The sequence below is a fragment of the Streptomyces sp. NPDC102270 genome, from assembly GCF_044766405.1.
GTDB lineage: Bacteria > Actinomycetota > Actinomycetes > Streptomycetales > Streptomycetaceae > Streptomyces.
The window spans coordinates 201,420-215,379 of the sequence record NZ_JBIWLX010000015.1; the positions used below are offsets into that span (position 1 = coordinate 201,420).

Below are 13,960 nucleotides of genomic sequence, written 5' to 3' on the forward strand. Positions count from 1 at the left end.
CCGTCGCGGTCTCGTGCCCCTCTGTTGTAGAGGACCGCGACACCTTTATGCAACTAGTTGCACAACCGGGCGGGGGTGATCCGAGCCACGTCGGCGGCTTCAGCTGTACGTGTCCTTGCCGCTCGCCTCGTGGGACTTCTCGGTCCCGGCCGCGGCCAGGCTCCCCAGCAGCGCGAGGGCCTGCTCGGACGGGCTGCCGGGTTCGGCCTGGCAGACGACCAGTTGCTGGCCCGGGGCGCTGTTGACAGTCAACGACTCCTATTCCAGGGTGAGTTCGCCGACCAGCGGATGCCGGAAGCGTTTGCTCTCCTGGGTCTTGCGGCGGATGTCCTGGCGGGCCCAGAGCCTGCGGAACTCCTCGCTGCGCAGCGACAGTTCGCCGACCGTGGTGACCAGCCACGGGTCCTCGTGACCGGTTCCGGCGGCGGCCCGCAGCGCGGCCACGGTGTTCACCGCCACGGGCTCCCAGTCGGACAGAACTCGCGCGCGTCCGGATCGAGGAAGACGAGCCGCAGCAGGTCCCCGCTGTGGGTGTGACCGGCGAACAGCGCCCCACCGAGGACGTTGTGGGCCAGCACGGTCAGGCGACGGTCCAGGACCACCGCCGGAGTGCGGTGCCAGCCCTCCATCATCCGCAGCAGCACGGGGCTCACCGCTTCGGGCCGCCGGCCGCCCCGGGAACGGCCGGCGACGGGACGGGCCAGCCCGTGCAGATGCTCGACGGCGTCCTCCTCCAGGCCCAGGGCTCGTGCCGGCGCGTCGACCACCTGTGCAGAGGGATTCCGCTCACGTCCCTGCTCCAGGCGTACGTAGTAGTCGGTGCTGACCCCGGCCAGCACCGCCACCTCTTCGCGGCGCAGGCCCGCCACCCGGCGCCGGTTTCCGGCAGGCAGCCCCGCGTCCTCGGGCCGGACGAGGGCGCGGCGGGCGCGCAGGAAGAGACCGAGCCTGTTGTCACTGTCCATGCCCTCGACCCTAGGTCCGGGCAGGGGCCCACGGGAGCACGCAAGGTGGCCGCGGTACTCCTACGATCCGTTCTCCTCGGGGTGATGCGGCCTGGTCCGAGGCCGGGGCCGGTCCCACCGTTGACGGCATGACACACACCTGGAACCTCACCCACCGCGTCGCGGTCGTCACCGGTGCCACCAGCGGGATCGGCGCGGCCACGGCACGGCGCCTCGCCGCCGCCGGAGCGAGCGTCGCACTGCTGGGCCGCCGCGAGGACCGCCTCAAGGCGCTGGCGGACGAACTGCGCTCCTCGGCCGGCGGAGCGGTCCTGCCCTTCGCCGTGGACGTGACCGACGCCGAGGCTCTCTCGCGGGCGGCCGCCGCCGTCACCGGGACGCTCGGCACCGTCGACCTGGTCGTGGCCAACGCCGGCGTCATGCTGGGCGCCCCCTTCGAGCGCGCCGCGACCGACGAGTGGGACCGCATGATCGACGTCAACCTGCGAGGTCTGCTGCACACCTCCCGCGCCTTCACCGACGATCTCCTCGCGGCGGCCTCCCGCGGCGGCCCGGCGGACCTCGTCCACGCCGGTTCCGTGGGCGGGCATCTGCCCTTCCCCGACTGGTCCGTCTACTGCGCCACCAAGGCGGCGGTGGCCCATCTCACGCGCGATCTCCGCGCCGAGCTGGGCCCGCGCGGAGTGCGCGTGAAGAACATCGAGCCGGGGGTCACCACCACCGAACTGGGCGGGGGCATGCGGGACGCCCCGACACGGGCGTCCCTGTCCCGTCCGCGTACCGCCGTGCAGCCCCTGCACGCGGACGACATCGCGGAGGCCGTCACCTTCGCGACCGCGCGGCCCCGCCCAACGTCAACGTCGCGGAGATGGTGGTGGTACCGGTGCGGCAGGGCTGACCACGGGGTGGGGGGGGGGGGCCCCCCCCGGGCCCCGCCCCCCCCCCCCCCGGGGGGGGGGGGCCCGCCCCCCCCCCCCCCCCCCCCCCCCCCACCGCGCCGCCGTGGAGTACCGGAAGTCCGTCACCGGCTCTCGAGCCGCACGTGCAGCTCCCGCTCCTGATCCCCCGACGCGGACGAAAGATCCCGCACCGTGAACGTCGAGTCCAGCGTCTTCCGAAGCTTCTCGATGGCCCAGTACCCGCCCTGCGCGTCGATCTCGACGGAGGACGACAGCGGCGCGGGCGGCGGACACGAACGCGTTTCGGTCACCTCGAAGGTGCCCAGCCACACCATCGGCCGCGACTCATGAAGCTGCTGCGGCACGTCGTCCGCACCCCGGTCCGACTCGAAACACGCGGCCAGCGTGTCGAAGACGATCCGCGCGTCCTCCGCGCTGCCTCCGCTGATCTCCAGGGAGACGGACTCCTCGTGCGCTTGCTCACGATCCATCGTGGTCGCTCCTCTCGTGGCGATGACCAGACCGCCGGGTTCCCCGCGAGCCGCGCCACACCCCCAGAAAAGCACCACGTTTCCCGAAGCACTACCGGCGGCGGTGACAGCGCGGCCAACGGTCCCGGTACGGGTCGGGGGGACGGCGGGCATGACAGCGGGATGGCCGACGGCCCGGTCCGGCCTCCGAGGCGGCCACGGAACGCGGCGGTCAGGAAGGCGCCGGGGCGGCTGTGCCACCGTCGCATCCGGCCACAGGGCCCCGCCGTCGGTGCCGGCCGCATTCCGAGAAGGGCCGGCACCGGCCCGTCAGGTGCTCAACTCCTGGTGAAGCGGTACGTCTTGCTGTCCGTCAGCACACAGAAGCCGGGCGAGACGACGATCACACGCAAGGTTGCGGTACGGCGGTCGTAGTCGATGCCCTCCGCCTCGAACTCGCCCGAGCAGGAGCTCCTGAGGGGCAGCTGACGCAGTGCCGTGACATGCCCGGAGACGTTCGCCGAGCCGGTCGGGGCGGCGGACAGGTCGATCTGGAGGAGCGGCTTGGTGTAGCCGAAGAGCGTGCCCGCCGGGTCGTCGGAGGAGCACAGCAGCTGGGTGGCGCTCAGGAAGTCGCAGCCCTGTACGTCCCGGACGGCGTGGTCGAGGGTGACGGTGGCCGCCTGCGGAAGGTTCACCGAGGGGGAGGTGCTCGCGTTGACTCCGGGCGTGGGGAAGACCAGGAAGCGGGTCATGGTGCCCCACTCACCGGACAGCATCCACTGTCCGTCGGGTGAGATCGCGACCCAGGAGTTGTTGAGCGCCTCGCCGGGGCTGAGCGAGTGGACGTACTCGGACCAGGTGCCGTCGGGCGCCTGCACCCGGAACATCTTCGCGGTGCCGGAGTCGGCCTGGTAGGGCTCGATGTAGTGGCCGTCGTAGGAGGCGTCCGGGTCGCCCACGTGGTTCCAGCCGCGGCTGGAGACGCCGATGGGGATGGTGCCGATGCCGGTGTACCGGTTGGCGGATCCGGCGGGGACCTCGACCGAGGTGAGGCCCTGACTCTCGGTGAGCGGGTTGGCCCGGTCGGAACCGGTCTCGGTCCAGGTGTCGGCGGCGGAGGCCGGCGGTGCGGCGGCCAGGAGGGCCGTCGCGGTGAGGGTGACGAGGGTGGCGAGGAGCGCGTGACAACGCTGTCCGGCGCGCAGGGACATGAATGACTCCCGGGGCTCCTGGGGCGGGGGTGCGGTGGGTCGGCGCACAGTCTGACGTGCTCACGGCAGTCATGTACAGACCAATCGAATGAACGAGCGGCCTTCGTCACCCCGGCGCACTTCACCGGACGCGCGCCCCCGTGTTGAGGGATGGTGGAAGAACACGACCGCGTGGTCACGGAGACGGTTGAACGCGGTAGAACAAGGGGAGTCGGCACGGGGGTACGGCGTGCCGCGAGGACGGTCTAAGGCGGTTCGTGCAATGGGTGCAGCCGGAATACCCGCGTCAGAGGGTGGAGACCCCCCGCGCGGGGCGGTACGGCCGAGCGGGCTGCTCGACGAGTTGGGCATGGCCTCGGTGGTGCTGGACGCCCAGGGCCGCATCGTGCTGTGGAGCCCGCAGGCCGAGGAACTGTTCGGCTACACCGCGCAGGAGGCGCTGGGGCAGTACGCGGCCCATCTGATGATCCACGAGCAGCACGCCGACCTGGTCGTCAAGCTGTTCGCCGACGTCATGGAGACCGGCCAGAGCTGGGCCGGCGCGTTCCCCGTCCGGCGCAAGGACGGCTCCACCAAGCTGGTGGAGTTCCGCAACATGCGGCTGCTGGACGACCACGGTGACGTCTACGCGCTCGGGCTGTGCGCCGACCAGACGACCGTGCGCCGCCTGGAGCGGGACGTGGCGCTGTCCGCCCGGATGGTCTCCCAGTCCCCGATCGGACTGGCCGTGCTGGACACCGAGCTGCGGTACCTCTCGGTGAACCCGGCCCTGGAGCAGCTGAACGGTGTGCCGGCCGAGGAACATGTCGGCCGGAAGATCGGCGAGGTGCTGCCCCATCTCGACGTGACCGCCTTCGAGGCCGCCGCCCGCGAGGTGCTGCGGACCGGCAAGCCGCTGGTCGACCAGCACACGATCGGCCGTACGCCCGCGGATCCCGACACGGACCACGCCTGGTCGGTCTCGCTGTACCGCCTGGAGGACGCGCTGGGGACCGTCCTGGGCGTGGCGGGCTCGGTGCTGGACGTCACGGAGCAGCATCTGGCGACCGTGGAGGCCGAGACGGCCCGGCGCCGCCTCGCGCTCGTCGCCGACGCCTCCGCCCGCATCGGCACCACCCTCGATTTGGACCGCACCGCCCGGGAGCTGGCGGACGTGGCCGTGCCGGAGCTCGCGGACGTGGCGGCCGTGGACCTGCTGGAGGCGGTGGTGCAGGGCAGGCCGAGCACCCTGCGGCCCACCGAACCCGCCGTGATGCGTCCCCTGGCCGTCGAGGCGGCCGGTGCCCCGGACGCCCTGACCGCGGCCGATCCGCCCGGACAGGTCGCCCGGTACGCCCCCGAGCGCCTGGTCACCGAGTGCGTGCGCACGGGGAACCCGGTCCTGGTGGCACAGGCCGGCCCCGAGGACCTCCTCCGCATCGCCCGCTCACCCGAGGCCGCCGCACAGCTGGCCAGGGCCGGCCTGCACTCCTATCTGGCCGTGCCGCTGATCGCGCGGGGCGAGGTGCTCGGCGCCCTCGACCTCAAGCGCATCCGCAACCCGGAGCCGTTCGGCGAGGACGACGTGCTGCTGGCGCGGGAGCTGGCGGCCCGCGCGGCGGTGCAGATCGACAACGCCCGCTGGTACCAGGACGCCCGCAACACCGCTCTGACCCTCCAGCGCAGCCTGCTGCCCAGCCACCCCTCGGTGACCGGCGGCCTGGAGGTCGCCTCCCGCTACCAGCCCGCGGGCGCCACCGCCGAGGTCGGCGGCGACTGGTTCGACGTGATCCCGCTGGACGAGGGCAAGACCGCGCTGGTCGTGGGCGATGTGATGGGCAGCGGCATCAACGCCGCCGCGACGATGGGCCGGCTGCGGACCGCGACGAACACCCTGGCCTCCCTCGACCTCGACCCGGCCAGGCTCCTCGAACACCTCGACCGGATCACCGAGGAGCTGGACCACTCCATCGCCACGTGCGTGTACGCCGTGCACGATCCGCGGCTCGGTCAGTGCCGCATCGCCAACGCCGGACATCTGCCGCCGGTACGGCTGCGCCCCGGCCGACCGCCGGAACTGCTCGAACTCCCCACGGGGGCGCCGCTGGGCGTGGGCGGTGTCGCCTTCTCCACGACCACCGTCGACCTCGCACCCGGTGACCGGCTCGTGCTGTACACGGACGGTCTCGTCGAAACCCGCCAGCATCCGCTCGACGAGCGCCTGGACGCGCTCCTCGACCTGCTCGACACCCCCGACGGCCCGCTGGAAGATATCTGCGACCTGCTGCTGCGCACCCTGCACCAGCCGGACAACTCCGACGACGTGGCACTGCTGATCGCACGGGTGCAGACGCCTGTGACCTGAGGGACGTGCGCCCGGCATACGGGGCGGGGGAAACGCACTCCGGACGATCACCTGCGCCGGGGTCCCGGACGGGCTCCGACGGTACGACTCCGGGAGACCGCCTGGCGGTCCGGCATCGTTGAGGCGATCGACGGCAACCGGGTCACGTGAGGAGCTGACCGGCAGGCTCGCCGGCGGCGGCATCAGGACCGCCGCCGGGGTCTTCAGCGGCACCCGGGAGGCCCGGGCGCCCGCCGTCAAGGGGACCCGGCGGAAGAGGGCAGGGCGTCCTGACTCGCGTCGGGTACGGCGGTGGGCCGCCGGGGCAGCAGGAGCGGGGTGGCCAGCAGCAGGAGGCCGGCCAGCGCGATCGCCTCACGGGTTCCGGTCAGCGTGGCCAGCAGGCCCCACAGCGCGGTCAGGGCCGCGGTGGTCAGCTTGCCCGTCACCGACCAGGCGGACAGGGTGCGGACCACCCGGTCCGTCGGTGTCGTCCGCAGCCGGTGGGTGGAGAACACCGGGTTGAAGACGGCGCAGGAGGTGATCACCCCGAGCTCGACGGCCATCACGAGGAGCAGCCCGGCCGGACCGGGGCCGACGAAAGCCAGCCCGAGGGGCCAGCACGCGCGCAGGATGCCCGAGGTGATCAGGACGCGGTGCTCTCCGAACCGGGTGACCAGGGGGCGTGCCATCCGTGAGCCGAGCAGGCCGCCGAGGCAGGGCACCGAGAACGCGAGGGCGTACTGCCAGGGGGCGAAGCCCAGCGGGCCCAGCATGAGGACGGTCAGCAGCGGCACCGGCACCATGATCAGGGCGTTGACGAGGACGGTGTTGAAGAACAGGGGGCGCAGGGTGGGGCCGGCGAGGATGTGACGCCAGCCCTCCAGGAGGGACCCCTTCACCGCCCCGGCGGTGGGGCCGGGCCGTGGCTCGCCTGCGCCGATCGCGCGGATCCCCAGGGCCGACAGCAAGTAGCTGACGGCGTCGGCCAGCAGGGTCGTCACGGGGCCGAAGAGCCCTATGGCGGCCCCGCCGAGGGGAGGTCCGATCACGATGCTGGTCCAGTTCGTGGCCTCGAACCGGCCGTTGGCGACCAACAGGTCGTCCGGGCCGACGAGGGACTTGAGGAAGGCCCCGGAGGCGGCGGTGAAGGTGATGTCGGCCGCCGCGACGACCACCGATACGGCCAGGAGCTGGACGTAGCCCAGCGCACCGAGCGCGTACGCGGCGGGCACGCTCAGCAGGGCGGCGAAGCGGACCAGGTCCATCGCGACCATCACCGGTCTCTTGCGGCGGAACTCCACCCAGGGTCCGAGCGGTACGGCCACCGCCGCCCCGACCGCGAGCCCGGCGGCCGCCAGCGCGGACACCGCGGCGGGGCCGGCGTGCAGCACCAGGACGGCGATGAGGGGGAAGGCGCCGAACGACAACGAGGTGCCGAACGCGCTGACCGCGTAGGCCGCCCACAACCACCCGAACCGCCGCCCCAGCGACCGTCTCGCACCCACGCCCGAACCCCCTCGCCGACAACTCCACGTTGACCGACGCCATCCAACCGAGTGCCGGGCCTGCCGATCAAACAACCACGGCACCGACCGGTCACAACCCCCGGTTGTGTCATGACGGCCTAGCCTTGCGTGCATGGATCTCGACGCCGTACGCACCTTCGTCGCCGTGGCGGACGCGGGGCGGTTCCAGGAGGCCGCCGACCGGCTGGCGGTCACCCAGCAGGCCGTGTCGAAGCGGGTCGCCGCGCTGGAGAGGGACCTCGGGGCGCGGCTGTTCACCCGTACCCCGCGCGGCGCGCGGCTGACCATCGACGGACAGGCGTTCCTGCCGCACGCCCGCGAACTGCTCCGGGTCGCGGAACGGGCGGCCGCCTCGGTACGACCGGGCAGCCGGGCCCTGCGTGTCGACGTGATCGGCCGCCGGCTCGCCCCCGCGGAGCTGCTGGGCGCCTTCCACCGCGCGCACCCCGGTGTCGAGCTGGACGTCGTCACCCTCTTCGACGCCGACGCGGCGCTCGCCGCCCTCCGGTCCGGCACGATCGACGCCACCTTCCGCGCCGTCCCGCACTCCGCGCGGCAGTCCACCGACGGCATCGAGTCCGCGCGGGTCTACGACGAACCGGTTCAACTGCTCACCGGCCCCGGCCACGCGTTCGCGGGAGCCCGCTCGGTGGAACTCTCCCGGCTGGCCGGGCACCGCATCTGGATGCCCGGCCTGGTCACCGGAACCGAGTGGGGCACCTACTACGACGACCTCGCCGCCGCCTTCGGCCTGACCATCGAGGTCACCGGCCCCGACTTCGGCACCGACCCCCTGCTCGACACCATCGCCGACTCCCCCACCCTGGCGACCCTGGTCGGCGAGCTGACCCGGCTGGTCTGGCTGTCCGACCAGGACCTGCGCCGCATCCCGGTCCACGGGCCCACGCCGGTCTACCCGCACTCCCTTCTCTGGCGGGCCGACAACCCGCACCCGGCGCTCGCCGCCCTCCGGGCCCATCTGCACACCACACGTCCCGAACCACCGGGCGTGGGGACGTGGGCCCCGAGCTGGGCCTGAGCCGCCCTGCGCCCCGCGGCCCGTACGCCCTCGATGACGCCCTTCTCCGTGATGTCCCCGCGAGCCGCGCACTGGGCGCACAGGGTGCGCCGCCCGCCCGCGAGCACCGCTCGGGGGCGTCGGCACCGGCGGTCGCCTCGATCAGCTGGTGCCGATCACGACATGGGCGTACAGCTCGTCCGAGACCGCCAGGCGGGGTGTCAGGCCGCTGTGGGTGAAGGCGTCGAGGGCGGCGGCGGACTGGCGTTCGCTGGTCTCGACGAGGAGGCAGCCACCGGGGGCGAGCCATCGAGGGGCCTCGGCCGCGACCCGGCGCAGGATGTCCAGGCCGTCCGTGCCGCCGTCGAGGGCGACCAGGGGCTCGTGGTCGCGGGCCTCGGTGGGGAGGAGGGCGACCTCGTCGGTGGGGACGTAGGGCACGTTGGCCGCGAGGATGTCGATACGGCCGCGCAGGTCGGCGGGGAGGGCCTCGAAGAGGTCGCCGGTGTGGACCCGGCCGCCCGCGTCGGCGGTGTTGCGCCGGGCGCAGTCCACCGCGGCCGGGTCGATGTCGGCGGCGTGCAGTTCGACCGGGCCCAGCGCGGCGGCGAGCGCGGCGCCGACCGCACCCGAGCCGCAGCACAGGTCCACGACGACGGAGGCGTCCGGCACCCGGGCGAGGGCCTGGTCGACGAGGAACTCGGTGCGACGGCGCGGCACGAAGACGCCGGGCGCCACGGTGATGCGCAGTCCCCGGAACTCGGCCCAGCCGACGACGAGTTCGAGGGGGTGGCCGATGACCCGGCGGTCGACCATGTCGGCCAGTTCGGCCGGGGTACGGGCCGCGGCGAGGATCAGCCGGGCCTCGTCCTCGGCGAAGACACAGCCCGCGGTGCGCAGGGCGGCGACGACGGAGTCGGCGGAGGTGAAGCGGGGAGAGAGTGAAGGCATGGAAGCCGGGAGCCTTTCGAGAGCCGAAGGGCGCTCTCGCGGTCACCTGGGCCTAGCGGCGGTGATCCGCGCCGGTTCGAGGAGAGAGCACCCGATCTGACACAGCGTTGATGGGTCTCACCTCCTCGGTACCTCACGGCTGGGACCGCCCTCAGCCGGAGGGCCACCCTACCCCAGGGCACGGGGAGTTGTATTCTGCAACCAGTACTGCGAGGGAGGTCCGGTGGAAGCTGCAACGGCCGTGGAGACGATCCAGCGCGAGATGACGGTCTTCGCGCGACGGGCCCGGGCCTCGGCGGGCCGTCTGCATCCCGAGCTGTCGCTGGTGTCGTACACACTCCTCGGGCATCTGGAGGAGCGCGACGGCTGCCGCGCCACCGACCTGGCCGCCCATTACGCCCTGGACAAGTCCACGGTGAGCCGGCAGGTCGCCACCCTGGAGCGGGCCGGCCTGATCGAGCGGCGCCAGGACCCGGAGGATCACCGGGTCCAGGTGCTGCATCTGACCGACGCCGGCCGGCGCATCCTGGCCCGGGTCACCGTGAGCCGCCGCGTGGCCGTCGGCGAGCGGCTCGCGGAGTGGTCGCAGGAGGACCTGGAGCGGTTCGCCGGGTACCTCGTGCGCTACAACGCCTGGGCCGGTCCGGAGGACGACGATGTCTAGGAGACCGCCTCCGGCAACCGCTCGGGAGCCCGTGCGGCGAGGAAGGCGGTGGTGCGCCGCAGCCGGAATCCGAGGGACTCGTAGAGCCGGATGGCAGAGGTGTTCGCGGCGCTGGTGTGCAGGAAGGGCGTCTCACCGCGCTCTCGTATGCCGTGGGCGACGGCACGGATGAGCCGGGTCGCGAGGCCCTGGCCGCGGGCCGCGGGGTCGGTGCAGACCGCGCTGATCTCGGTCCAGCCCGGCGGATGCAGCCGCTCCCCCGCCATCGCGACGAGGGCGCCGTCCCGGCGTATGCCCAGGTAGGTGCCCATCTCGATGGTGCGGGGCAGGAAGGGTCCGGGCTGGGTGCGGGCGATCAGCTCGAGGATCTCGGGCACGTCGGCGGGGCCGAGGCGGACCGCCTCCGGGTCGGGCGCGGCATCGAGACCGTCGTCGACCAGCTGCACGCCCTCGATCTGGAAGGTGATCTCCCAGCCCTCGGGCACCTGGCCCGCGTAGCCCGGCAGCGGCACCTCCGCGCCGACACCCGCGAGCGCCGCGAGGTCGGCCCAGTCGCCGGCGTCGGGCTCGTCGGGCAGGGCGAGCCACGGCGAGACGTCGGTGGGGTAGCGCAGCACCCGGCCGCGCTTCTCGGCGAAGTGGGCGTGCGGGCCGGTCAGGGAGGCGAGGGCCGGGTTGTCGAGGACGTGCCGTGCACCGGCGCTCATCGGGTGACCCCGATGACCGTCTTGCCGCGGGCGTGGCCTTCCTCGACCGTGCGCAGCGCGTCGCCCGCCCTGTCGAGGGGAAACGTCTCGGTGATGTGCGGGTCCAGGTCCCCCTTGAGGACGAGCCGGGCGACCTCCTCCAGTACGGCGGCGTTGCGGGCCCGCGCCACCCGTGCGCCGCCCAGCCGCCGCACGTCCTCCTCCGGGGCGCCGGCGGTGATGAGCTTCGTGCGGTCGGTGAGCAACTCGGCGGCCTCGGCGAGCACCTGACCGCCCACCAGGTCGTAGACGGCGTCCGGTGCGCTCGCCCGGGCCCGCTCGGCCCAGCCGGGACCGGAAGCCACGTGGTCGGCGCCGAGCGACTCGACGAAGTCCTTCTTGCCCTCGCTCGCGACGCCGACGACCCTCAGTCCGAAGGCGCGGGCGATCTGTACGGCCGCCGCGCCGACTCCCCCGCCCGCGCCGGTCACCAGCAGCGTGGCGCCCGAGGGCAGGTCGAGCTGGCGGACGCCGTCGTACGCGGTCGAGGCGGCGACCGGCAGGGTGGCGGCCACCGGGTGGGACAGCTCGGCGGGCTTGTGCGCGGCGACGGCAGCCGGCACCAGGGTGTACTCGGTGTAGCCGCCGGCCAGCGCGATGCCGAAGACCACGTCCCCGACGGCGAACCCCTCGACGCCGTCCCCGATCTCCTCGACGACACCGGAGACCTCGTTGCCGAACACGACGGGGAAGGCCCGCTCATCGCTCTCGCCGGGGCGCCGGTAGCCCGTGCGCTGCTTCCAGTCCACGGGGTTCACGCCCGCCGCGTGGACGGCCACCAGAAGCTGTCCGGGGCCGGGACTCGGCCGGTCCACGTCCACGAACGCCTCGGTCTCCGGTCCGCCGTACCGCGTGAAGACGTACGCCTTGGGCATCTGCTTCCTCACTCTCTCGCGCTGTCACCGGGACACCGGCCCGGCACTCCAGCGCCAAGGAGCGGTGCGCGGCGGCTATTCCCGGTGCCGCACAGTGTTCATACGGCCGCAACGATCGGGGCACTGACCTGGGACGGAGCGCGCCGCGACGACAGCGTACGGTTGATGCATGAACGTCACCCGAGGCTTCACCGGACGCCCCCGCGTCCCGAACGGCGGGCTGCCACCCGGCCAGTACGACGCGGGCGACGACTGGCCCGTCCTGTCCGCGGAGGTCACGCCGGACCTGTCGCCGGCCGAGTGGACGTTCCGGGTGGACGGACTGGTCGAACGACCCCACACCTGGGACTGGGACGAGGCGCACACGCTGCCCGCGTCGGCCTACGAGGGTGACATCCACTGTGTGACGAGCTGGTCGAAGTTCGGGGTGCGGTTCGCGGGTGTGTCACTGGACGCGTTCTTGGCTGTGGCGCGGCCACATGGGTCCGCCACCCATGCCGTCGCGTACTCGCACACCGGGTACACCACGAACCTGCCGCTCGCGGACCTGACCGGCGGGCGGGCCTGGATCGCGTGGGAGTACGACGGGAAGCCGCTGCCCGCCGAACACGGCGGCCCGGCGCGGCTGTTGGTGCCCCATCTGTACTTCTGGAAGAGCGCCAAGTGGGTCGCGGGGCTGACTCTGCTCGACCACGACGAGCCGGGTTTCTGGGAGCAGAACGGCTATCACGCGCGGGGCAACCCGTGGGAGGAGCAGAGGTACTCCGGTGACTGAGGCGCTCTCCACCCCCGCCTTCGCTCCCATCACGCGGTTCGCGGTGCCCGGGCGGATCGCCGTCAGCAACCGGGCCGCCTCCGAGTGGCAGACCGCCACGCTCACCGAGGTCCGCCGCGAGACCCCCTACGCGTCCACGTTCCGCTTCGCCGTGCCCGGGTGGCAGGGGCATCTGCCCGGCCAGCATCTGATGCTGCGGCTGACCGCCGAGGACGGCTACACGGCCCAGCGCCACTACTCGCTCGCGTCGCCGCCGGAGGACTCCGGGCACATCGAGCTGACCCTGGACCATGTCGAGGGCGGCGAGGTCTCGACCTGGTTCCACACGGTGGCCGAGCCCGGTGACGAGGTCGAGGTGCGGGGGCCGCTGAGCGGTTTCTTCGCCTGGCCCGGCGACCGGCCCGCGCTGTTGATCGGGGCCGGTTCAGGGGTCGTACCGCTGATGTCGATGGTGCGCCACCACCGGGCGCGCGGGCTGTCCGTTCCGCTGCGGCTGCTGGTGTCGGCACGCGGCCCCGAGGAGCTGATCTACGCGCGGGAGCTCGGCGACGAGACGACCCCGGTGTTCACGCGGAGCGCCCCGGAGGGGGTGCCCGTGGGACGTATGTCGGCCGCACATGTGGCGCCACTCCTGGCCGATCAGCCGGAAGCTGGATGGGAGGCCTATGTGTGTGGTTCCAACGCGTTCGCCGAACATGCCTCGCGACTGCTGGTGGAGGCCGGTCAGCCGGTGGACCGTATCCGGATCGAGCGCTTCGGCTGACGGTGGGGCGCGGGCACACCGGGCGCATATGTGCGCCCCACCACACGTGAACGACGCGGGTGGAGGGGTACTACATCTGTAGGCCCACTCGCAGGAGTGCGGGGTGCGGAGGTCGACATGCGAACCCGGGTGCGCGGCTGGCGCTGGCGGCGCAATCCGCTCAGGCGCCGGTCGGACGTCGTCGAGGCGTGGACGGTGCTGGCCGTCGCTGTACTGATGCTGGTGGCCGCGCCGCTGATCGGCGCGGTGGTGGGCTGGTGGGCGCATGACGACGCCCGCGCGGTGGCGACCGAGCAGCGCTCCGAACGCCATCGGGTCCGCGCGGAGGTCGTCGGCAGGGTCCCGGACTCGCCGCCCACTGTCCAGGGCGGCCGGGAACGCTCCTACCGGGTGACCGTGCACTGGACGGATGCGGGCGGCGCCACGAAGACCGCCACGGCCCGGGTCCCGGCGGGTGCCGACCGGGGCGACAAGGTCGACGTGTGGTTCGACTCCCGGGGCCGGAGCGTGACCGCACCTCCGGACGAGACGGCGATCTGGCAGCACACCCTGGTGATGGGCGCCTGTGGCGTCGGCGGCACGATCGCCGTGATCCTTCTCGGTCACTCAGTCGTCCGCGGTGTGGCGGACCGCCGCCGGCTCGTCGAGTGGGAACGCGACTGGACTCTCACCGAGCCGCAGTGGACCCGCCGCCGGGCCTGACCACGAGGGCCCCGGGGCGCCCGCAAAAGCCTGGCGATTCGTCCGACGACACACGTACGGTGTGAT

At 72.9% G+C, this 13,960-nt stretch carries 13 protein-coding genes and 2 pseudogenes; 7 read left to right on the plus strand and 8 right to left on the minus strand.

Annotated features, from left to right (window positions below; all coding sequences use genetic code 11):
• Positions 1 to 99: 99 nt before the first annotated feature.
• Positions 100 to 965 (minus strand): annotated as a pseudogene (locus tag ACIRP7_RS30845) (helix-turn-helix transcriptional regulator).
• A 128-nt stretch (positions 966 to 1,093) separates the two neighbouring features.
• Between ACIRP7_RS30845 and ACIRP7_RS30850 the strand changes: the two are divergent.
• Complete coding sequence (locus ACIRP7_RS30850) at positions 1,094 to 2,026, plus strand: SDR family oxidoreductase (RefSeq protein WP_403665849.1); 933 nt, start codon at positions 1,094 to 1,096, stop codon at positions 2,024 to 2,026.
• Here ACIRP7_RS30850 and ACIRP7_RS30855 read toward each other — a convergent pair.
• On the minus strand, positions 1,987 to 2,355 hold the full coding sequence (locus tag ACIRP7_RS30855) for a hypothetical protein (protein WP_403665851.1): 369 nt from the start codon (positions 2,353 to 2,355) through the stop codon (positions 1,987 to 1,989). The two genes, ACIRP7_RS30850 and ACIRP7_RS30855, sit on opposite strands and share 40 nt — an antisense overlap.
• A gap of 317 nt (positions 2,356 to 2,672) precedes the next feature.
• A complete protein-coding gene (locus ACIRP7_RS30860) occupies positions 2,673 to 3,548 on the minus strand; it encodes a hypothetical protein (RefSeq protein ID WP_403665853.1) in 876 nt (291 codons plus the stop codon).
• 262 nt (positions 3,549 to 3,810) lie between these two features.
• Between ACIRP7_RS30860 and ACIRP7_RS30865 the strand changes: the two genes are divergently transcribed.
• The gene (locus tag ACIRP7_RS30865; RefSeq protein ID WP_403665855.1) at positions 3,811 to 5,892 is read left to right on the plus strand and encodes a SpoIIE family protein phosphatase; all 2,082 of its coding nucleotides are present in this window, start codon (positions 3,811 to 3,813) and stop codon (positions 5,890 to 5,892) included.
• Between the two features lie 236 nt (positions 5,893 to 6,128).
• Here ACIRP7_RS30865 and ACIRP7_RS30870 read toward each other — a convergent pair whose 3' ends face one another.
• Positions 6,129 to 7,379, minus strand: coding sequence for an MFS transporter (locus ACIRP7_RS30870; RefSeq protein ID WP_403665857.1), 1,251 nt, complete (start codon positions 7,377 to 7,379; stop codon positions 6,129 to 6,131).
• 133 nt (positions 7,380 to 7,512) lie between these two features.
• Here ACIRP7_RS30870 and ACIRP7_RS30875 point away from each other — a divergent pair, with 133 nt between their 5' ends.
• Positions 7,513 to 8,439, plus strand: coding sequence for a LysR family transcriptional regulator (locus ACIRP7_RS30875; RefSeq protein ID WP_403665859.1), 927 nt, complete (start codon positions 7,513 to 7,515; stop codon positions 8,437 to 8,439).
• An 11-nt stretch (positions 8,440 to 8,450) separates the two neighbouring features.
• On the opposite strand, the pseudogene ACIRP7_RS30880 reads toward ACIRP7_RS30875, so the two are convergent.
• Positions 8,451 to 8,549: pseudogene (locus tag ACIRP7_RS30880) on the minus strand (sulfur reduction protein DsrE); the annotation flags it as partial.
• A gap of 31 nt (positions 8,550 to 8,580) precedes the next feature.
• Positions 8,581 to 9,369, minus strand: a complete 789-nt coding sequence (locus tag ACIRP7_RS30885; protein WP_403665861.1) for a putative protein N(5)-glutamine methyltransferase — start codon at positions 9,367 to 9,369, stop codon at positions 8,581 to 8,583.
• Between the two features lie 223 nt (positions 9,370 to 9,592).
• Between ACIRP7_RS30885 and ACIRP7_RS30890 the strand changes: the two genes are divergently transcribed.
• Positions 9,593 to 10,033: a MarR family winged helix-turn-helix transcriptional regulator gene (locus ACIRP7_RS30890; protein WP_403665863.1), complete on the plus strand. Its 441-nt coding sequence runs from the start codon at positions 9,593 to 9,595 to the stop codon at positions 10,031 to 10,033.
• Here the strand turns inward: ACIRP7_RS30890 and ACIRP7_RS30895 are convergent.
• Together ACIRP7_RS30895 and ACIRP7_RS30900 are read right to left on the minus strand one after the other, a co-directional pair.
• Positions 10,030 to 10,740: a GNAT family N-acetyltransferase gene (locus ACIRP7_RS30895; protein ID WP_403665865.1), complete on the minus strand. Its 711-nt coding sequence runs from the start codon at positions 10,738 to 10,740 to the stop codon at positions 10,030 to 10,032. The genes ACIRP7_RS30890 and ACIRP7_RS30895 overlap by 4 nt on opposite strands.
• Positions 10,737 to 11,654: an NADP-dependent oxidoreductase gene (locus ACIRP7_RS30900; protein ID WP_403665867.1), complete on the minus strand. Its 918-nt coding sequence runs from the start codon at positions 11,652 to 11,654 to the stop codon at positions 10,737 to 10,739. The genes ACIRP7_RS30895 and ACIRP7_RS30900 overlap by 4 nt, the downstream gene beginning before the upstream one ends.
• Positions 11,655 to 11,823: 169 nt before the next feature.
• Between ACIRP7_RS30900 and ACIRP7_RS30905 the strand changes: the two genes are divergently transcribed.
• The 3 genes from ACIRP7_RS30905 (at position 11,824) to ACIRP7_RS30915 (ending at position 13,894) form a co-directional block, all read left to right on the plus strand.
• Positions 11,824 to 12,429, plus strand: coding sequence for a sulfite oxidase-like oxidoreductase (locus ACIRP7_RS30905; protein ID WP_403665869.1), 606 nt, complete (start codon positions 11,824 to 11,826; stop codon positions 12,427 to 12,429).
• Positions 12,422 to 13,192: a ferredoxin reductase gene (locus ACIRP7_RS30910; RefSeq protein ID WP_403665870.1), complete on the plus strand. Its 771-nt coding sequence runs from the start codon at positions 12,422 to 12,424 to the stop codon at positions 13,190 to 13,192. Before ACIRP7_RS30905 ends, ACIRP7_RS30910 begins: the two co-directional genes overlap by 8 nt.
• A gap of 117 nt (positions 13,193 to 13,309) precedes the next feature.
• Positions 13,310 to 13,894: a DUF3592 domain-containing protein gene (locus ACIRP7_RS30915; protein WP_403665872.1), complete on the plus strand. Its 585-nt coding sequence runs from the start codon at positions 13,310 to 13,312 to the stop codon at positions 13,892 to 13,894.
• Positions 13,895 to 13,960 lie beyond the last annotated feature (66 nt).